The organism is Polaromonas sp. (assembly GCF_010365105.1).
Taxonomy (GTDB): Bacteria; Pseudomonadota; Gammaproteobacteria; order Burkholderiales; family Burkholderiaceae_C; genus Polaromonas.
In genome coordinates, this window is the sequence record NZ_JAAFGZ010000001.1 from 80,524 (window position 1) to 99,515 (window position 18,992).

The 18,992-nt window shown below is 62.0% G+C and carries 14 protein-coding genes; 12 read left to right on the forward strand and 2 right to left on the reverse strand.

Annotated elements, in window-relative coordinates:
- Window positions 1-30: 30 nt before the first annotated feature.
- Genes GZ092_RS00375 through GZ092_RS00395 form a run of 5 tightly spaced genes read left to right on the forward strand, consistent with a single transcriptional unit; the run spans window position 31 to window position 9,549 of the window.
- Window positions 31-429 (forward strand): response regulator, encoded by a 399-nt coding sequence (locus tag GZ092_RS00375; protein WP_293633510.1) that lies wholly within the window; start codon window positions 31-33, stop codon window positions 427-429.
- Window positions 429-794, forward strand: a complete 366-nt coding sequence (locus tag GZ092_RS00380; RefSeq protein ID WP_293633512.1) for a response regulator — start codon at window positions 429-431, stop codon at window positions 792-794. Before GZ092_RS00375 ends, GZ092_RS00380 begins: the two co-directional genes overlap by 1 nt.
- Window positions 795-813: 19 nt before the next feature.
- Window positions 814-1,344, forward strand: a complete 531-nt coding sequence (locus tag GZ092_RS00385) for a chemotaxis protein CheW (protein WP_293633514.1) — start codon at window positions 814-816, stop codon at window positions 1,342-1,344.
- A 43-nt stretch (window positions 1,345-1,387) separates the two neighbouring features.
- The gene (locus tag GZ092_RS00390) at window positions 1,388-3,658 is read left to right on the forward strand and encodes a methyl-accepting chemotaxis protein (protein WP_293633516.1); all 2,271 of its coding nucleotides are present in this window, start codon (window positions 1,388-1,390) and stop codon (window positions 3,656-3,658) included.
- Between the two features lie 56 nt (window positions 3,659-3,714).
- A complete protein-coding gene (locus GZ092_RS00395) occupies window positions 3,715-9,549 on the forward strand; it encodes an Hpt domain-containing protein (protein ID WP_293633518.1) in 5,835 nt (1,944 codons plus the stop codon).
- Between the two features lie 61 nt (window positions 9,550-9,610).
- Here the strand turns inward: GZ092_RS00395 and GZ092_RS00400 are convergent, their stop codons facing one another.
- A complete protein-coding gene (locus tag GZ092_RS00400) occupies window positions 9,611-11,083 on the reverse strand; it encodes a deoxyribodipyrimidine photo-lyase (RefSeq protein ID WP_293633520.1) in 1,473 nt (490 codons plus the stop codon).
- A gap of 132 nt (window positions 11,084-11,215) precedes the next feature.
- Between GZ092_RS00400 and GZ092_RS00405 the strand changes: the two genes are divergently transcribed.
- The 6 genes from GZ092_RS00405 to GZ092_RS00430 all read left to right on the forward strand — a co-directional run bounded on the left by GZ092_RS00405 (window position 11,216) and on the right by GZ092_RS00430 (window position 16,053).
- On the forward strand, window positions 11,216-11,806 hold the full coding sequence (locus tag GZ092_RS00405) for a YqgE/AlgH family protein (RefSeq protein ID WP_293633522.1): 591 nt from the start codon (window positions 11,216-11,218) through the stop codon (window positions 11,804-11,806).
- Window positions 11,799-12,281: a Holliday junction resolvase RuvX gene (ruvX, locus tag GZ092_RS00410; RefSeq protein WP_293633524.1), complete on the forward strand. Its 483-nt coding sequence runs from the start codon at window positions 11,799-11,801 to the stop codon at window positions 12,279-12,281. The genes GZ092_RS00405 and ruvX overlap by 8 nt, the downstream gene beginning before the upstream one ends.
- Window positions 12,262-12,780, forward strand: coding sequence for a bifunctional pyr operon transcriptional regulator/uracil phosphoribosyltransferase PyrR (gene pyrR, locus GZ092_RS00415; protein ID WP_293633526.1), 519 nt, complete (start codon window positions 12,262-12,264; stop codon window positions 12,778-12,780). The genes ruvX and pyrR overlap by 20 nt, the downstream gene beginning before the upstream one ends.
- A gap of 27 nt (window positions 12,781-12,807) precedes the next feature.
- Window positions 12,808-13,770, forward strand: coding sequence for an aspartate carbamoyltransferase catalytic subunit (locus GZ092_RS00420; protein ID WP_293633528.1), 963 nt, complete (start codon window positions 12,808-12,810; stop codon window positions 13,768-13,770).
- A 196-nt stretch (window positions 13,771-13,966) separates the two neighbouring features.
- Window positions 13,967-15,262, forward strand: coding sequence for a dihydroorotase (locus tag GZ092_RS00425; protein ID WP_293633530.1), 1,296 nt, complete (start codon window positions 13,967-13,969; stop codon window positions 15,260-15,262).
- A gap of 53 nt (window positions 15,263-15,315) precedes the next feature.
- The gene (locus tag GZ092_RS00430) at window positions 15,316-16,053 is read left to right on the forward strand and encodes a lysophospholipid acyltransferase family protein (protein WP_293633532.1); all 738 of its coding nucleotides are present in this window, start codon (window positions 15,316-15,318) and stop codon (window positions 16,051-16,053) included.
- 12 nt (window positions 16,054-16,065) lie between these two features.
- Here the strand turns inward: GZ092_RS00430 and GZ092_RS00435 are convergent, their stop codons facing one another.
- Entirely contained in the window at window positions 16,066-17,220 is a 1,155-nt protein-coding gene (locus tag GZ092_RS00435) for an ABC transporter ATP-binding protein (protein ID WP_293633534.1), read from the reverse strand.
- 110 nt (window positions 17,221-17,330) lie between these two features.
- Here GZ092_RS00435 and GZ092_RS00440 point away from each other — a divergent pair, with 110 nt between their 5' ends.
- A complete protein-coding gene (locus tag GZ092_RS00440) occupies window positions 17,331-18,956 on the forward strand; it encodes an iron ABC transporter permease (RefSeq protein WP_293633536.1) in 1,626 nt (541 codons plus the stop codon).
- Window positions 18,957-18,992 lie beyond the last annotated feature (36 nt).

Consider the following 18,992-nt stretch of genomic DNA (forward strand, 5'->3'; position numbering starts at 1 on the left):
CTTCGGCGGCTGCAAAACAGGAGTAGCACAGTGAGCATTTCCAGTTCCGGACTCAAGGTATTGGTCATCGACGACAGCAATACCATCAGGCGCAGTGCAGAGATTTTCCTGAAGCAGGGTGGTCATGAGGTATTGCTCTCCGAAGATGGCTTTGATGCCCTGTCCAAGGTCAATGACTTCCAGCCCGACCTCATTTTTTGCGACATCCTCATGCCGCGTCTGGATGGCTACCAGACCTGCGCAATTATCAAGCGCAATGCCAAATTTTCAAGCGTGCCCATTGTGATGCTGTCGTCCAAGGATGGCGTATTTGACAAGGCGCGTGGACGCATGGCGGGCTCGCAGGACTACCTGACCAAGCCCTTCACCAAAGATCAGTTGCTGCAAACCGTTCAGGCTTTGGGCTCTGCAAAACAAAGGGAAATCTAATGTCAATCAATAAAGTGCTGGTGGTGGACGACTCGAAAACCGAGTTGATGTTCCTGACCGATTTGCTGGTGAAAAACGGCTTCAGCGTCAAGACGGCGGAAAACGCAGAAGACGCCTTTCGCCGGCTGGCCGAGGAAAAGCCGGAACTGATTCTCATGGATGTGGTCATGCCGGGGCAAAACGGCTTCCAGCTGACCCGAGCCATAGCGCGTGACCCCCAGTATGCGGACATTCCCATCATGATGTGTACCAGCAAGAACCAGGAAACCGACCGGGTTTGGGGCATGCGTCAAGGTGCGCGCGACTACATCACCAAACCGGTCAATGCCGGCGAACTGATGGCCAAGATCAAGGCTCTTGGTTGAGCTTTGGCATAAAAACACCATGGCAAACAGACAAGCGCTTAAAGAGCTGCAAACGCGTCTGGCAGAGCGATTGCAGCTTGCCAAGACACAGGGCATCGCGCCTTCCTGGCTGGCTGTCGAGGCCGCTGAAAAAAAATACCTTTTCCCGCTGGACCAGTCAGGCGAAATCTTTCCCTGGGCCGGAATCCAGCCGGTTTCTTACACACAGTCCTGGTTTCTGGGCGTAGCCAGCTTGCGCGGTGGTCTTTATGGCGTGGTGGATCTGGCCGGTTTTGTTGATGGCCAGGCATCCGGTTCCCGAAGTGAACTTGCACGCACCGAGTCGCGCCTGGTCTCACTCAACAGCGCCCTTGAAGTCAATTGCGTCTTGCTGATCGACAAACTGGCAGGCCTGCGCAACCAGAATGATTTCATCGATTTTTCGGCGCCGGAGCCCGAAGCCGGTGTTTTTTTTGGAAACCAGTACGTCGATCGCAATGGCGCAAGCTGGCAGGAAATCAACCTGCAACAGCTTGCACAGCAGGTTGATTTTTTAACCATTGCCGCCTAGTGCACCTTGGCATCCGTTTTACACGTTTTATGAAGGCTCATTCATGTCTGTTCTAGAAAATATCCAGAAGCTGTTTAAAACGAAGCCAGACCGTCCTGACGGCAATACAAGCACTTTTGGCATGATGAATGAGTCTGTTGCCGGCAACACGACGCCACGCGACCGGGCGGGTTCAGCAGAAGCGCAAGAAGAAATTTTTTCACCCAGCGGCATGGTCGTTGCTGAAGATGGCGTGCTGATGAGTACCGAACTGCTCAGCCTTCCGGTGCTGGGGGTACGGCCGCTTGCGGAGCACCAGAAGATACTGGTCGTGGCACTTGGGCTTGCTGTCGCCGTCCTGGCGGTCGTCACATTTTTTGCACTCAGCAAGTCCGACCGCGTTGCGCAGCAGGTGGCGGCAACCGGCCAGGCGCTGATGCAGTCGCAGCGCCTCGCCAAATCGGCCTCGCAGGCACTGATCGGAAGCGCCCAGGCCTTCCCGGATGTGCGTGAAAGCGCCGATGTTCTCGGCAAGACCGTCGCCGGAATGAAGTCGGGCGACGACACCCTGCGCCTGTCGGCAGTGAGTGGCGGGTTGCAGCCTGAAGTGGCAAAGGTCACGCCGCTGGTCGAGCGGGCCGGGCAGAATGCAGATATCGTGATGGGCCAAAAGGCCATCCTGCTTCAGGTGGGTGAGGCCTTGCGCACCATCAACCGGCAGTCGTCCGACCTGCTTGAAATTGCTGAAACTGTTTCTTCGCTCAAACTTCAGCAAAATGCTGCGCCGACAGAAATTTCCGCCTCCGGCCAGCTGGTGATGCTGACCCAGCGGATCGGCAAGTCCGCCAATGAGTTCCTGACCATGGAAGGCGTTAGCCCCGAGGCGGTCTTCCTGCTGGGCAAGGACCTGAACTCCTTCAAGGAAATTGCCCAGGGCTTGCTGGACGGCAGCCCTGAGTTGCGTCTGGGCGCATCAAAGGACACGCAGACGCGGGAACGCCTGGAAGCCCTGATCGCGCTTTACGAAAAAACGCGTGTCCAGGCCGGTGCCATTCTGGGCAATCTCCAGGGCCTGGTGTCCGCCCGTGAAGCGCAGGTTTCCATCATTGCCGACAGTGAACCCCTGCGTCGTGATCTTGAGGATCTGCAGGAAAAGCTGTCTTCCCAGACGGGTCTGGGCATCGGGGCGCTTGCAACTCTGGTGGCTGCCGCCTTGGTTGCCCTGCTGGGCGCAGCGGGTCTGGCTCGTCTGCAGGTGATGGACAGCCAGCAGCGTCAGGCTGTGGCCGAAGGCCAGCGGCAGGATGCCAAAAGCCAGGAACAGGATGCCAAGCGCGTCAACGATGCCAACCAGGCCGCCATTTTGCGTTTGATGAATGAATTGCAGACCGTGGCTGAGGGTGACCTGACGCAGGAAGCCACCGTGACTGAAGACATCACCGGCGCCATTGCCGACTCGGTCAACTACACCGTGGAAGAACTGCGCCAGCTGGTGGGCAACGTGCAGGACACGGCAACCCGGGTTGCGCAGACGACTGCACGGGTGGAAAACACTTCCACGGAACTGCTGGCCGCTTCGACCCAGCAGCTGCGAGAGATTCGTGAAACCGGCCAGTCGGTTCTTGACATGGCAACCCGAATCAACGAGGTGTCCACCCAGGCTCAGGAATCTTCCCTGGTGGCTCGTCAGTCGCTGACAGCGGCCGAATCCGGTCTGCAGGCGGTGCAAAACGCCATTGGCGGCATGAACTCCATCCGCGACCAGATCCAGGAAACCTCCAAACGCATCAAGCGTCTGGGCGAGTCGTCACAGGAAATTGGTGAAATCACGGAACTGATTTCCGACATTACCGAGCAGACCAACGTGCTGGCGCTCAACGCCGCCATTCAGGCCGCGTCGGCCGGAGAGGCGGGCCGGGGCTTCTCGGTGGTGGCCGAGGAAGTGCAGCGCCTGGCCGAGCGGTCCGCCGATGCAACCCGGCAGATTTCCGCGCTGGTCAAGGCCATTCAGACCGATACCCAGGATGCCGTAGCCGCCATGGAGCGCTCGACGCAGGGCGTGGTCGAAGGCGCCAAGCTCTCCGACAACGCCGGCACCGCATTGACCGAGATTGACCAGGTGTCGCGCCATCTGGCCGAGCTGATTGGACAGATTTCCGATTCTGCCTCCCGGGAAGCGGCTTCGGCCAATGTGGTGGCCGACAACATCCAGCATATTTTCGTGGTGACCGAGCAGACCGGAGAAGGAACCCGTTCAACGGCGCAGCAGGTGCGCGATCTCTCGCGGATGGCTGAGGAACTCCGCCAGTCGGTTTCACGATTCAAGATCGCGTAACCCCCCTTGCCAAGCCTCTGACTGCGAACACCAATTCCTGAACCTGCCTGTTATTTATGCACTCCATGGTCACGAATTCAATTGCCGCCAAACCCGATGTCGTCATGAGTGACCTGGGCCCGCTGGCCTGGGTGCTCAACGAGCTCTGTAAATCTCTGGAGGCCGCGACCAAGGCGCTCAAGCGATTTACAAAAGAGGCTGAAGCCGCACGCGGTTCTGACCTGGGGGCGGCCGACACCAGCCAGTTGCGCACCGCACGCCAGCAACTCCATCAGGCGGTTGGGGTATTGGAAGTGGTCGGACTTGCAGAGCCTGCCATGGTGCTCCGCGCCATGGAGGCTGCGGTACAAAAGTTTGTACAGCAGCCAGAACTTTGCAGCCAGGACGCAGTCGCCAAAATCGAGTGCGCCAGCTTCGCCCTGACAGAGTATCTTGAAGGCGTCGTGGCCGACAAGCCGTTTTCCGCCGTGTCCCTGTTCCCTCAATTCCGCGATGTTCAAGAGCTTGTACGAGCCGAGCGCATTCATCCGGCCGATTTGTGGTCGTACGAGTGGCGCTGGCTTGAGCCGCAAGTGCCTCCGGTCGACGCGCATTCCTACGACGACGATGCACGCGAAATACTCGACAAGGCCATTCTCCAGCTGATGAAGGGCAAGGCTCCGCAAGCTGCCGCCGGCCTGAAGGATCTGAGCCTCGGATTTGCAGCCAACCAGACCCGGCAGCAGCCGAGAATTTTCTGGCTGCTTGCGGCCGGGTTCTTTGAGGCCATTGCCCATAACCTGCTGGGCTCCGACCTTTACGTCAGGCGCGCCGCTTCCCGAATCCTGTTGCAATATGCCTCTTTGTCCCGAGGCGAGGCCGCCATCCCGGAGCGGCTGGTGCTGGACCTGCTGTTCTTTTGCTTTCAGGCAGTGTCTGGCCGTGCCAGCGACACGCCCGTGCTTTCGGCGGTTCGCTTTACTTACGGCCTGGCCCGTTTCAAGCCCGTGGACTATGAGTTGGTTCAATTCGGCCGTTTTGACCCCGCACTGCTGGCGCAGGCGCGCAAGCGCATTGTTTTGGCCAAAGATGCCTGGTCTTCGCTGTGCGCGGGCGAGAGCACAAAAATCAAACAGGTCTCCGATCAGTTCAGCCTGGTGATTGATTCGCTGCGAAAACTTCATGCCGCCAGTGAACCGCTTGCGCAGGCCTTGTCCCAGGCAATTGAAGCCACGTCAAACAGGAAGCAGGTGCCGGATATTCCGCTGGCAATGGAAGTTGCAACTTCCATGCTTTATCTTGAAGCCGTGTTCGATGACCTGGACCCTTCCGATCCGCAACTGGCGATCCGGACCACCAGTCTGGCAGAGCGGCTTCAGGGTGTTATCGATGGCGGCGCACCCCGGCCGCTGGATGGCTGGATGGAGGAGTTGTACCGCCGGGTCAGCGACAAGCAGACCATGAGCAGCGTGGTGAGCGAACTGCGCGTCGCACTGGCCGAGATTGAAAGCTCGCTCGATCTGTTCTTTCGAGATTCGCAGGACAAGAGCCTTCTGCAACCGGTGCCGGCGCAGTTGGCGCAGATGCGCGGCGTGCTGTCGGTGCTGGGCCTTGACCAGGCTTCCCGGGCTGTTTTGCAGATGAAGGGCACTGTCGAGCAAATGATTGACACCGAGATCAATGATCAGCAGGTGCGCGCGGCAGGAACTTTCGAGCAGCTGGGCAACAACCTGGGGGTCTTGAGTTTCCTCATCGACATGCTCAATTACCAGCCAGCGCTGGTGAAAAAACTGTTTGTTTACGATGAGGAAAAAGACCAGCTGACCTCCTTGATGGGGCGCCCGCCAAGCACCGGCGATGCCGCTTTGAGCATCACCTTGAATATCGAGCCGCTTTCACCGGACCATGCTGTGATTGTGGAAAAAGCCGCAGACAAGATTTTTCATGAGATGCCTGGCGACCGTTCCGACGGAGTTTCAAATCCGCAGGGCATGGTTGTGCCGATGGCCGAATTTCAATCGGCATTACTTGTTGATGACGCCGTGTTTCAACCAGCGGCTGAAGTCCCGGCACTGACCAAAATCAAGGGCATTGAGATGCCCTTGCCTTCAGCGATGCCTGAGACGTCCGCTGCCATCGATTTCGAAGAAGATGATTTACGCGATATTTTCCTTGAGGAAGCCCGGGAAGTTGCCGGCCATGCCGTGCTGGCAATCGCCATGCTGGAAAGTCATCCTGAAGACCTGGAGCAACTGACGGTATTGCGACGCGCCTTCCACACACTCAAGGGCAGTGCCCGAATGGTAGGGCTGGACGAATTTGGTGAAGCCTCCTGGGCGATGGAGCAATTGCTCAACAGCTGGCTGGCTGACCAGAATGCGGCGAGCAGAGAATTTCGTGCTTTGTGCGGCCAGGTCATGGCGGGACTGGAGCGCTGGATCGAAGATATCGCGGGCAACCAGGACAGCGCGTGGTCGGCCCTTGCGTTTTGTAACAGTGCACAAGCCATGCGCATTGACGGTCGTTACCTTGCCTTGGACCTTTCTGATCAGTCCGGCAATGTATTTGATACGCCATCGCTGGTCGATATTCCTGTTTCACAGACCGCACTCCAGAGGGGGACTGGCATTGAGGGTGAGCCCATGCCGGAGTTTTTCTTTGAGGAAAAACCTAGCATCTTGGCTACAACCCTGCCGTCCGGTCAAGCCGATCCGGTTCCTGCCGAACTGGAAGAACTGGATTTTGACATCCTGTTCCCGATGGCTTCCCAAGACAGCGTTGTGGCTGCAATTGCTGATGCTGATGCTGCCCCCAATGTTTTGACTGAGGCGATCTCGCTGGAAACACCTCTCGGCATTCCAGCAGGAGACAGCAACATCACGCAAGAAAAAGCGTACGAAAGCGAGTCGCATGAAGAGAAGGAAAGAGAAGACGACACGATCAAGGTCATCGATGGCTTGCGCATAGGCATTCCGCTTTACAACGTTTATTTGAATGAGGCGGACGAATGGTCGCGTCGCCTGGTCAGTGAAGTGGCGGAATGGGCACTTGAAAGCCACCAGCCCATCAGCGCGTCCACCGTGGCGCTTGCCCATTCACTGGCAGGAAGCTCTGCAACGGTGGGTTTTCTGGTCTTGTCCGACCTGGCGCGTGCGCTGGAGCATGCGCTTGAAAATTCCCGCAATCACCACCGCCATGGTGCCGGCGCCTATGGTGACTTGTTTATTGAGGCTTCCGAGGACATACGCCGCCTGCTTCACCAGTTTGCAGCCGGTTTCCTGAGGCATCCCTTGCCTGGCATCCTTGAGCGTCTGGCCGGGCTTGAGTTTTCCGACTCGGTCTTGCCGGAAACAGACGACGATGGGCTTGAAGGCCTTGATGACCTGATGCCGGCCGATTCAGCCGACGTTCCTAGGCCCGCAGAGCGTTCGATGTCCAGCCTTGGCCGATTCATTAGCCAGGCAGCGTATGACGATGTCCATGACGACATTGATGCCGTCGATGTGATTGATCTTGACCTGTTCCCGATCTTTGAGGAGGAATGCGGCGAACTCATGCCTCGTCTGGGTTCGGCCCTGCGCCAATGGTCAGAAACGCCTGATGATGCCGGCCCTCGATTGGAAATGCTGCGTGTGCTGCACACCCTCAAAGGCAGTGCACGCCTTGCCGGTGCGATGCGTCTTGGGGAGATGGCTCACCGGATCGAGTCCGAGCTTGCCTCCATTGGCTTGCAAGCGCCTGCCAGTCAGGAGATTGAATTTCTGTTGACCCGTTTTGACAGAATGCAAAATGCGCTTGAAAGCTTGCGTCGTCTGGACGCTGCAACGTCGCAGGCCATGCCCACCCAGGTTGAAACCTTTCCTGCCATTCCCTTTGAAGCGGAACCACAGGACCTTCATGTTTTCCTGTCCGAAAATGATGCTGAGGAAAATGATGTTGAAATTTCCCCCGCTATCGACAGCACCCGTGTTACCACCAGTGCCTATGCCTATGCCAGCAAAATTGAAATTCCCGGGCCGCAGGCCATGGTCATGCAGCCCTTGCGCCAGGCTGCCAATGCCAGCATACGGGTGCGCACCCAGTTGCTTGACCGCATGGTCAACCAGGCCGGTGAAGTCATGATCAGCCGTTCACGCCTTGAGGCAGAAGTGGGCCAGCTGCGCATTTCCCTGACCGACATGACGGGCAGCCTGACCCGCTTGCGCCAGCAGTTGCGGGACATCGAACTGCAGGCGGAAACCCAGATGCAGTCGCGTCTGGCGCTGGCCAAGGAAGCCAAGGCAGGCTTCGATCCGCTGGAGTTCGACCGTTTTACCCGCGTGCAGGAATTGACCCGCATGATGGCCGAGTCGGTGAACGACGTGGCCACCGTGCAGCGCACATTGCAGCGCACCATTGAAGCCACGGAAGACGACCTGGTCGCCCAGGGTCGCCAGGCACGGGAACTGCAACGCGATTTGCTGCGTACCCGGATGGTTGAGTTTGAAAGCGTTTCCGAGCGGCTGTATCGCGTGGTCCGGCAAACGTCCAAGGAAACCGGCAAGCAGGTGCGCCTGGACCTGCACGGCGGCAACCTCGAAATGGACCGGGGCATGCTGGACCGCATGATGCCCGCTTTCGAGCATCTGCTGCGCAACTGCCTGACCCACGGCATCGAAGCACCGCAAGTGCGCGCCCGGGCCGGCAAGGAGGCTGTTGGTCTGATCACCATCCAGCTCCGCCAGGAAGGCAATGACGTCTCCGTGCAACTGGGTGATGACGGCGCCGGCCTGGACCTGGCCCGCATCCGTGCGCAAGGCATCAAACAAGGCCTGATACCGGCAGGCCAGGCCAGTGATGATGAAGCCACGGCCAACCTGATCTTCCTCCCCGGCTTTTCAACGGCTCAGGAAGTGACTGAACTGGCCGGGCGCGGCATTGGACTGGATGTGGTGCGCAGCGAAGTGATTTCACTTGGCGGCAGGATCAAGACCTCGACCGCCCTGGGCAAAGGCACAGAATTCACCATGGTGTTGCCGCTGACCACGGCCGTGACGCAGGTGGTGATGATTCGCGCGGGCAGCATGTCGGTCGGTGTGCCGTCCAACGTGGTGGAAACCGTACGGCGCGCCAGTGCTGCCGAACTTCAACAGGCTTACCGCTCCGGCATGCTCGATGTGGGCGGCGAGTCCGTGCCATTTTTCTGGTCGGGCGCCTTGCTGCAGGCCTCGCATTTCAGCAGCGAAACCCAAGCCAAGACCACACCTGTCGTTGTCTTCAGAAGCGCTGCACAGCGGATTGCCATGCACGTCGACGAGGTGCTGGGCAACCGCGAAGTGGTGGTGAAGAACCTTGGCCCCCAACTGTCCGGTTTGCCGGGACTGACCGGCATGTCGATGCTGCCGTCCGGTGCCGTGGTGCTGATCTACAACCCCGTGGCACTGGCCGCTGTCTACGGAAAACAGGCCCGGTCATGGAGCAAGGATTACCTTGAGCAAGGCGCCGGTCGCCCGACAGGCAATATTGCACCGGTGCTGGCCGCACCGCGGACCCCACTGATTCTGGTGGTCGATGACTCCATCACCGTGCGCCGTGTGACCCAGCGGCTGCTGCTGCGCGATGGCTATCGGGTGGCCATGGCCGCCGACGGGCTGCAGGCGCTCGAAAGGCTGCAGGAAGAAATCCCGGCCGTGGTGCTCTCGGACATTGAAATGCCGCGCATGGACGGGTTTGACCTGGCGCGCAACATCCGGGCCGATGCGCGCACGAAAGACCTGCCAATCATCATGATCACGTCGCGCATTGCCGGAAAGCACAACGAGCATGCGGTGGAGCTGGGCGTCAACCATTACTTGGGCAAGCCTTATTCCGAAGACGAGTTGCTGCGGCTGATCCGGCAATACTGTTCGGTGCAAACTGCTGTATCAGCTTAAAAAGGTCTTTTGCGCAGATAGGTTGGGCGTTTGCTGCTATTGAAAAAATAGCGATCAGGCGTCAGGCCTTTTTTACAACCGCATAGCGCTCCAAGGTCTGCAACCGTGCCTTGGCATGGTCGACCAGCGGCATGGGGTAGTTGCTGCCTGGTGCCACGTCTGCGGCCATCAGTTCCACCGGAGAAGCCAGCCAGGGGCTGTGCAGCGCCCCCTTGGGTAGCCGGGCCAGCACTGGCAGGTACTTGCGGATGAACTTTCCGTCCGCGTCGAACTTTTCGCTCTGGCTGACGGGGTTGAAGATGCGGAAATAGGGCTGCGCATCGCAGCCGGTGCTGGCGGCCCACTGCCAGCCGCCATTGTTCGAGGCCAGGTCAAAATCATTGAGCTTTTCGGCAAAGTATCGCTCGCCCCAACGCCAGTCGATGCCCAGGTCCTTGACCAGGAAACTGGCCGTCACCATGCGCAGGCGGTTGTGCATGTAGCCGGTCTGGTTGATCTGGGCCATGGCGGCATCAACCAGCGGATAACCGGTCCGGCCTTCGCACCAGGCGAGAAATAGCGCCTGAGCCGTTTCGCCCTGTTCCCATTGAATCGCATCGTATTCGGGTTTGAAGGCATTGCCTGCAACATGTGGAAAGTTGGACAGGATCTGGGCGTAAAAGTCCCGCCAGATCAGCTCGCCGAGCCAGGTGGCCGCGCCTTCGTTGCCTGCTTGAAGCGCCAGTGCGACGGACGCCAGTTTTCGGATCGAGACGGTCCCGAAGCGCAAATGGACGCTCAGGTAACTGGGTCCCCGGACGGCGGGGAAATCGCGGGTTTCCCGGTACTTTTCCATTCGGCCCAGGAAGTCTTCAAGCAGCGCATTGCCGCCCTGGCTTCCCGCCGGCAGCTTGAGCGTTGACAAATTGGTGACCTCAAAACCCAGTTCGGCCAGCGACGGCACGTCACGGGCTTCGCTCGCCGGCAGGGGCGCCAGTGCAGAGCCGTAGGCTTCAACCGGATAGGGCTTGAGGTAGAAGGCATCGACCTTTTTCAGCCAGGCGTTCTTGTACGGCGTGAACACGCTGTACGGTTTTCCTGCCAGCGTCAACACTTCCTGGCGTTCAAAAATGACATGGTCCTTGAAGGTGTGAAACGCCACGCCCTGGCCTTCGAGCACGGCCTGCACCTGGGCATCGCGCGCCAGGCTGTAGGGCTCGTCGTCGTGGTTGGCGAACACGGCATTCGCCGACAGTTGCTCCGCCAGCGCGGGCAGGGCAGTGTTTGCTGTGTCATGTCGCACCAGCAAACCGGCTGGATGCTCCTGTTTTTGGGAACATAGTTGCGCCAGCTGGCCATTCAGGTCCACCAGCGATTCCCGGATGAATTCCACGCGCCGGTCTGTCCTGGGCAGCGCATCCAGAATCGACCGGTCAAAAACGAAGGCGCAATACACCTGTTCGCACGAATTCAGCGCATGAAATAGCGCGGCATTGTCCTCGGTCCGCAAATCCCGCCTGAACCACATCAGCCCTGTCTTGTATTTTTTGTGCATGCGGCCAATGGTAGTGAAAACCATCCCGTCCTGACGCCTGCATGACTTTTGGTGGGCAAGATGGGTCCGCAAGGGTAGCTACTTGCATCCGGCGTGCTTCGCTTGCGGCAAGGCAACGCGTAAAATCCACCGATGGCCACGGAATCCCCCCCCTCGATCAACCTCACGCATCATTTCCTCATTGCCATGCCCGGGCTGGAGGATGAAGGGTTTTCAAAAAGCGTGATCTACATGTGCGAGCACAGCGAGCGGGGCGCCCTGGGCCTGATCATCAACAAGCCCAGCGACATCAATGTCCAGGGCTTGTTCGACAAGGTCGAATTGCCGCTGCGCCGCGAAGACCTGACGACCACCCCGGTGTTTCAGGGCGGGCCTGTGCAGACCGAGCGCGGATTCGTGCTGCACGAATCCATGATGCCTGGCAGCGAATCGGTGTACGCCTCGACCATGTCGATCCCGGGTGGCCTGGAAATGACGACCTCCAAGGACGTGCTCGAAGCCCTGTCCACCGGCGCCGGCCCGCGCAAGGTGTTTGTCTCGCTCGGCTATTCGGCCTGGGGCGAAGGCCAGCTCGAATCGGAACTGCTCGACAACAGCTGGCTGACGGTCGCCGCCGACCTGGGCGTGATTTTTGACACCCCGGTTGAGGAACGCTACGACAAGGCGCTGAAGCTGCTGGGCCTTGAAAGCTGGATGATTTCGCCCGTTGCCGGACATGGATGAGCCACAAGGCCTGGCGTACCCCGATGGTTTTCAGCCAGGTGAGCCGCCTGCTGCCGTGCCGCATCCAGTGGCGCGCCTGCAGACCTTCCTGGCCTTTGATTTCGGGCTGAAGCGCACCGGTGTGGCCTCGGGAAACAGCCTGACCCGCACGGCCTCGCCGCAGGCCACCATTGCCGCCGAAGGGGTCGCGCGTTTCCCGCTGATCCAGGCACGCTTGAAGGAATGGCAGCCCGATGCGCTGGTGGTCGGCGTTCCGTTTCACCCGGACGGCGCCAGCCACGACAATACCGTGCGCGCGCAAAAGTTTGCGCGACAGCTGCGTGGCCGCTACGGCCTGCAGGTGTTCGAGGTCGATGAGCGTTACAGCACCACCGAGGCCCTGGCGGGCGGCGCAAAAGATGCCGATGCCGCGTCGGCCTGCATCATTCTGGAACAATTTCTAAGGAGCCTTCCCCATGAGCAGTCTGGTTCTTGACGCCGAGGCGCTGTATGCCGATCTGCTGCGCGGCATGCGCCAGCAGCTGGCCGCTTCCTCCCAGCCGCCGCGACTGGTCGGCGTGGCGTCGGGCGGCGCCTGGCTGGCAGAGCGACTGCAAAAAGACCTGGGGCTGAACGAAGACATTGGCATCCTGTCGTCGTCCATGCACCGCGACGATTTTTCGCAGCGCGGGATGTCGTCCAGCGGCCAGACGGTGCTGCCCTTTGATGTCAATGGCGCGCACCTGGTGGTGGTCGATGACGTGCTGTATACCGGCCGCACGATCCGCGCCGTGCTCAATGAACTGTTCGATTACGGCCGGCCCGCCAGCGTCAGGCTGATGGTGCTGGTGGACCGGGGCGGGCGCGAACTGCCGGTGCAGGCCGACCTGGCCGTGGCGCGCGTCACCCTGCCGGCTTCGCAAACGCTGGAACTGGCCCGCACCGACGACGGCCGGTTCCGTTTCCGCCTCCAGGATATTCACACCCCCGCCTGAACTGAAAGCGCAAGAGGAACTTAACGCGTGTTGTACCGACGAAACCCCCAACTCAACAAGAACGGCGAGCTGATCCACCTGCTGTCCACCGAAGGCCTGTCCAAAGCCATCCTGACGCAGATTCTGGACACCGCCGCCAACTTCGTGTCCGTCAGCAGCCGCGAGGTGAAAAAAGTCCCGCTGCTGCGCGGCAAGAGTGTGTTCAACCTGTTCTTTGAAAACTCCACCCGCACCCGCACGACGTTTGACATTGCCGCCACGCGCCTGTCGGCTGACGTGATCAACCTGGACATTGCCCGCTCGTCGGCGTCCAAGGGCGAGTCGCTGCTCGACACCATTGCCAACCTGAGCGCCATGGCGGCCGACATCTTCGTGGTGCGCCACAGCGAATCGGGCGCGCCCCACCTGATCGCCCAGCACGTTGCGCCGCATGTGCATGTCGTCAACGCCGGCGATGGCCGCCATGCGCACCCGACGCAGGGCCTGCTCGACATGTACACCATCCGCCACTACAAGAAGGACTTCAGCAACCTGACGGTGGCCATCGTCGGCGACGTGCTGCATTCGCGCGTGGCGCGCTCGGACATCCATGCGCTGACCACGCTGGGCTGCGCCGAAGTGCGGGTGGTCGGCCCCAAGACCCTGGTGCCGTCCGACATGGCGCAGATGGGCGTTCGCGTCTGCAACACGCTGGAAGAAGGCATCAAGGACGCCGACGTGATCATCATGCTGCGGCTGCAGAACGAGCGCATGGCCGGCGCGCTGCTGCCCAGCAGCCAGGAGTTTTCGAAAAGCTTTGGCCTGACGCCCGAAAAGCTGCAACTGGCCAAACCGGATGCCATCGTGATGCATCCCGGCCCGATCAACCGGGGCGTGGAAATCGACTCGGCCGTGGTCGATGGCGCGCAGAGCGTCATCCTGCCGCAGGTCACGTTCGGCATTGCAGTGCGCATGGCCGTGATGAGCATCGTTGCAGGGAATGAGGCTTGAGCCCCCACGGTCGCCCACTGCGTGTGGCTTCCTGCCCCCCGAGGGGGCCGCTGCGCCTGCGGCCTGGCAAAGCCAGTTCCGCGGCCCCTGCTGGTCTGCAGAAAGAGGCTCTGTCATGCCTGCAACAAAATGGTTTCGCTAGGGCCGGCTTGTTGCCTGGATCAGCATTTTCATTTTTCACGGTTGAAAAAATCAAATGAAGCTTCTCATCAAGAACGGCCGGGTCATCGACCCGGCCACCGGCTTTGACCAGGTCGGCGACCTGGCGATTGCTGCTGGCCGCATCGTCTCGCTAAACGGCGGGCTGGCTGATTTCACCCCGAACAAGACCATCGACGCCACTGGCTGCATCGTCGCCCCCGGCCTGATCGACCTGTCGGCGCGGCTGGGCGAGCCTGGCCATGAGCATGAAGGCATGCTGGAAAGCGAACTGGCCGCTTCCGTGGCCGGCGGCGTGACCAGCCTGGTCTGCCCGCCCGACACTGACCCGGTGCTCGATGAGCCCGGCCTGGTGGAAATGCTCAAGTTCCGTGCTGAAAAGATGCACCAGTCGCGTGTCTTTCCGCTGGGCGCCCTGACGCGTGGCCTGAAGGGCGAATCCCTGACCGAGATGGTCCAGCTGACCGAATCGGGCTGCGTGGGCTTCAGCCAGGCCGAGGTGCCGCTGGCCAATACGCAGGTGCTGATGCGCGCCATGCAGTACGCCGCCACGTTTGGCTATTCGATCTGGCTGCGGCCGCAGGAAGTTCACCTGGGCAAGGGCGTGGCTGCCAGCGGGGCGCTGGCCACGCGCCTCGGGCTGAGCGGCGTTCCGGTCGCCGCCGAAACGATTGCCCTGCACACGATTTTCGAGCTGGTGCGCGCCACCGGCGCGCGCGTTCACCTGTGCCGCATCAGCAGCGCGGCCGGCGTGGCGCTGGTGGCCCGGGCCAAGGCCGAGGGCCTGGGTGTGACCTGCGACGTCAGCATCAACAGCCTGCACCTGACCGATGTGGACATCGGCTACTTTGACAGCCGGATGCGCCTGGACCCGCCGCTGCGCCAGCAGCGCGACCGCGATGCGCTGCGCCTGGGGCTGCTCGACGGCACGGTCGATGCGCTGGTGTCCGACCACACGCCGGTCGGCGCGGATGCCAAGACCCTGCCGTTCGCCGAAGCCGAAGCCGGAGCGACTGGCCTGGAACTGCTGCTGGGCCTGGCCTGCAAATGGGGTGCCGAGAGCGGCGCGGACATGCGCCGGGTGCTGGCCGTGCTGACCAGCGAGCCGGCGCGCGTGCTCGGCCCTGCGCTGGGCACGCTGCAGGCCAGCGCGGGCCGGCTGGTCAAGGGCGGCGTTGCCGATATCTGCGTGTTCGACCCTGCCAGCGAGTGGACGGTCGAACCCGCCGCCTTGCGCAGCCAGGGCAGGCACACCCCGTTTTCCGGGCACGCCCTGCCAGGCGGCGTGCGCTACACGCTGGTCGGTGGACAGCTCGCCTTCGAGCGCGGCTGAGCCATGCCGGCTGGCTGTTTTCCGCTGGCTGGCAACCTGCCCGCCAACGCTCGATGAGGCGCATCCGGGCCTGCTGGCGCTTGCTGCGCGTTTTTCTGCATATCCTGGCCGGCCTGTGGATTGCCGCCGTGCGCCTGCCGCGCCTGCAGCCTGCCGGTCAAAGCGCCCAGGTCCAGGTCTGGTCGCTGGCGCTGCTGGGCCATATCGGCATTGCGCTGGAAGTTCGCGGTCAGCCGCCGCTCCTCGGACCGGTGCTGCTGGTGGCCAACCACATCTCCTGGCTCGACATCCCGGTGATGCACGCCGCGCGGCATTGCCGCTTCGTCTCCAAGTCCGACATCAGGGACTGGCCGCTCGTCGGCACGCTGGCCACGGCGGCCGGCACGCTGTACATCGAGCGCCGCTCACGCCGCGATGCCATGCGCGTGGTGCACCTGATGCGCGATGCGCTGCTGGCCGGCGAGGTGCTGGCAGTATTCCCCGAAGGCACCACCGGCGATGGCTTGAGCGTGCTGCCGTTTCATGCCAACTTGCTGCAGGCGGCGCTGTCGGCCGATGCGCCGGCCCAGCCCGTGGGCCTGCGCTTTATCGACAAGGCCAGCGGCCAGCCCAGCCTCGCGCCAAGCTATGTGGGCGACGACACCTTGCTGGGCTCGATCTGGCGCACCTTGTGCGCGCCGCCGATGGTGGCCGTGGTGCATTACGGAGCGCCCGAACAGGCTGCGGGGCGCGACCGGCGTGCCTGGAGCGAGCAGTTGCGCGGCAAGGTGGAGGGTCTGCGCCGGGGCTGAACCTTGCCTGAATCAGGCGCTGTCGCTTTTTGCTACTGAATCAATAGCTGTAAGCGCACGTGGAGTATGCGCAAGAGGCTTATTTTGTTCAGAATTTGCATCCGTTTCGCGCACGAAGGTCACCACGTGGTCCACTTCGGCCCGGATGCCCACCCATTCGCCGACCGCATGGTCGTGGTGACTGGGCACATGGGCCAGCAATGCTTCGCCGCTGGCCAGCTGCATCGTGTACAAAAACTCCGAACCGCGAAAAGACTTGCGGATGATGCGGGCCTTCACCGGCGCGTTGTCGTCATGCACGATGTCGTCGGCGCGCAGCAGCACGTCGCATTCGCCGCCGGGGTAGCTCGACGGCAGCGGGCATTCGTCCAGCCCGACCAGGTCGCCCAGCGGTGTGCGCGCCACCACGCCGCTTGGCTGGTGCATCAGGGTGGCCGGTACAAACACGCCGTGACCGATGAAATCGGCGACAAAGCGCGTGGCCGGCCGGTGGTACAGCGCATAGGCGTCTTCCCACTGGTGCAGGTGGCCTTCATGCATCACGCCGATGCGGTCGCCGATGGCAAAGGCTTCGAGCTGGTCGTGCGTCACGAACAGGGCGGTGGCGCCCGCCGCTTTCAGGATGGCGCGCACCTCATGCGCCAGCCGTTCGCGCAGATCGACATCGAGGTTGGAAAACGGTTCGTCGAGCAACAGCAGGCGCGGCCCCGGCGCCAGCGCCCGGGCCAGCGCCACACGCTGCTGCTGTCCGCCCGACAGTTCGTGGGGAAAGACCTTGTGGGCATGGCCCATGCCGACCAGTTCCAGCACCTCGTCAACGCGCCGGCTGCGGGCCAAAGCGCCCAGGTGGTTCAGGCCGAAGGCCACGTTGCGGGCCACGTCAAGGTGCGGAAACAGCGCGTAATCCTGAAACACCATGCCGATCTGGCGCGACTCGGCCGGCAGATGAAACTGCGGGCTGCTGACGATTTGCCGGGCCAGCCGGATGCTTCCCGCATGCGCGCGTTCCAGCCCGGCGACGGCGCGCAGCAAGGTGGTCTTGCCGCAACCCGACGGGCCAATCAGTACGCCGATCTCGCCGGCCTGCAGGTTGAACGACACGCCATCGACCGCCGCATGGCGGCTTTTTGCGTAGTGCACACCGAGTTGGGAGACTTCGAGAAACATGGGTTGATTGTAGATGCTTACAATTCTCATTTGCAGTGACTGGCTGCAGACACCACGGCGCAAGCGGGCAGGGCAGGGGCCGGCCGGCAACAGCCTTCCATCGGGTTTCCATGTTCCGCCGACTTTTTTTTCGCTTTGTTCCTTCCGCCTTTTTGCTCCTGCTGGTGGCATTCCTGACGCTGCCGGTGCTGGCCGTGGCGCTGTCCTGGCTCGAATTCGACGCCGCGGCGCGCTCCATCCTGACGCAGATGCTGCAGACGGTGCTGCCCGACTACACCTGGACGTCGCTGCTGCTGTGTGGGTTGGTGGGCATTGGCGTCGCTGCCGTCGGCATGGCCACGGCCAGCGCGGTGACACTGTTCGAGTTTCCGGGCCGGCGCACGTTTGAATGGGCCTTGCTGCTGCCGCTGGCCATGCCGGCCTATGTGGTGGCCTATGCCTACACCGACTTCCTGCAATACGGCGGGCCGCTGCAAACCTGGCTGCGCTCGGCGTTCGGGCTGCAGGGGCGGCTGTTGCCGGAAGTGCGCAGCCTGGGCGGTGCGGTGCTGGTGTTCACGGTGGCCTTGTACCCGTATGTCTATCTGCTGGCGCGCACCGCCTTGTCCGAGCGCGCCGCGCACCTGATGGAAGCGGCCCGGCTGCTGGGCGCGCCGCTGTCCCGGCGCATCCGCGAGGTTGCCCTGCCGCTGGCGCGTCCGGCGGTGGCGGCCGGCGTGGCGCTGGCGCTGATGGAAACGCTGGCGGACTTCGGCGTGTCCAGCTACTTTGGCATCCAGACCTTCACCGCCGGCATCTACAAGGCCTGGCTGTCAATGGACAACCGGATGGCGGCCGCGCAACTGGCGACCGTGCTGCTGGTGTTCGTCGCGGTGCTGCTGCGCATCGAGCACGGCGCCCAGCAGCGCATGCGCTTTGCCGCCGGCCGGGGCGCACGCGCCGGGTCTGCCGATGCAGTGCCGGTGCCCTTGCGCGGCGTGCGGGCGGCGCTGGCCTGGTGCCTGTGCGCCGCACCGATCGCCTTAGGCTTCGTGCTGCCGGTGCTGTTCATGCTCCGGCCGCTGGTGCTGGGCTGGGACAACCTGCTCTGGGACCAGTTTGCCAACTGGACGCTGAACAGCGTCCGGCTTGCCGGGCTGAGTGCCGTGCTGGCCACTGCGCTGGCGCTGGGCCTGGCGTTTGCCGTGCGGCGCCAGCCCGACCTGCTGACGCGTGGCGCGGTGCAGCTGGCCAGCCTGGGCTATGCCGTTCCGGGCGCGGTCATTGTCGTCGGGCTGCTGCTGCCGGTCGGCTGGCTGCAGGCGGCCGCGCCGCAAACCGGCGCGGGCTACTGGGTCACCGCCACCGTGCTCGGCGTGGTCTGGGCCTACCTGGTGCGTTTCAGCGCGGTGGCGCTGCAAAGCATCCAGAGCGGCTATTCGCGCATTCCGGCCAGCTTTGACGACAGCGCCCGCATGCTCGGCACCACCGGCGCCGGCCTGCTGGCGCGGGTGCACTGGCCGCTGCTCAAACGCTCGGTGGCGGTGGCGGGCCTGCTGGTGTTTGTCGATGTGATGAAGGAACTGCCTGCCACGCTGGTGCTGCGGCCCTTCAACAGCGACACCCTGGCCGTGGTGACCTACCAGCTGGCGCGCGACGAGCGCCTGGGCGAGGCAGCCCTGCCGGCGCTGGCGCTGGTGCTGGTCGGCTTGCTGCCGGTAGCCTTGCTGAGCCGCACGCTGCGCGCCAGAAAATAACCGTTCCAGCGTCTGCCCAGCCCGGCTGTAGTCATC

Bases quoted from the DNA above. Each gene is read 5' to 3' on its own strand.
- GZ092_RS00380 (WP_293633512.1), top strand. From the start codon at position 429: ATGTCAATCAATAAAGTGCTGGTGGTGGACGACTCGAAAACCGAGTTG.
- GZ092_RS00385 (WP_293633514.1), top strand. From the start codon at position 814: ATGGCAAACAGACAAGCGCTTAAAGAGCTGCAAACGCGTCTGGCAGAG.
- GZ092_RS00390 (WP_293633516.1), top strand. From the start codon at position 1,388: ATGTCTGTTCTAGAAAATATCCAGAAGCTGTTTAAAACGAAGCCAGAC.
- GZ092_RS00395 (WP_293633518.1), top strand. From the start codon at position 3,715: ATGCACTCCATGGTCACGAATTCAATTGCCGCCAAACCCGATGTCGTC.
- GZ092_RS00400 (WP_293633520.1), bottom strand. From the start codon at position 11,083: ATGCACAAAAAATACAAGACAGGGCTGATGTGGTTCAGGCGGGATTTG.
- GZ092_RS00405 (WP_293633522.1), top strand. From the start codon at position 11,216: ATGGCCACGGAATCCCCCCCCTCGATCAACCTCACGCATCATTTCCTC.
- ruvX (WP_293633524.1), top strand. From the start codon at position 11,799: ATGGATGAGCCACAAGGCCTGGCGTACCCCGATGGTTTTCAGCCAGGT.
- pyrR (WP_293633526.1), top strand. From the start codon at position 12,262: ATGAGCAGTCTGGTTCTTGACGCCGAGGCGCTGTATGCCGATCTGCTG.
- GZ092_RS00425 (WP_293633530.1), top strand. From the start codon at position 13,967: ATGAAGCTTCTCATCAAGAACGGCCGGGTCATCGACCCGGCCACCGGC.
- GZ092_RS00430 (WP_293633532.1), top strand. From the start codon at position 15,316: ATGAGGCGCATCCGGGCCTGCTGGCGCTTGCTGCGCGTTTTTCTGCAT.
- GZ092_RS00435 (WP_293633534.1), bottom strand. From the start codon at position 17,220: ATGTTTCTCGAAGTCTCCCAACTCGGTGTGCACTACGCAAAAAGCCGC.
- GZ092_RS00440 (WP_293633536.1), top strand. From the start codon at position 17,331: ATGTTCCGCCGACTTTTTTTTCGCTTTGTTCCTTCCGCCTTTTTGCTC.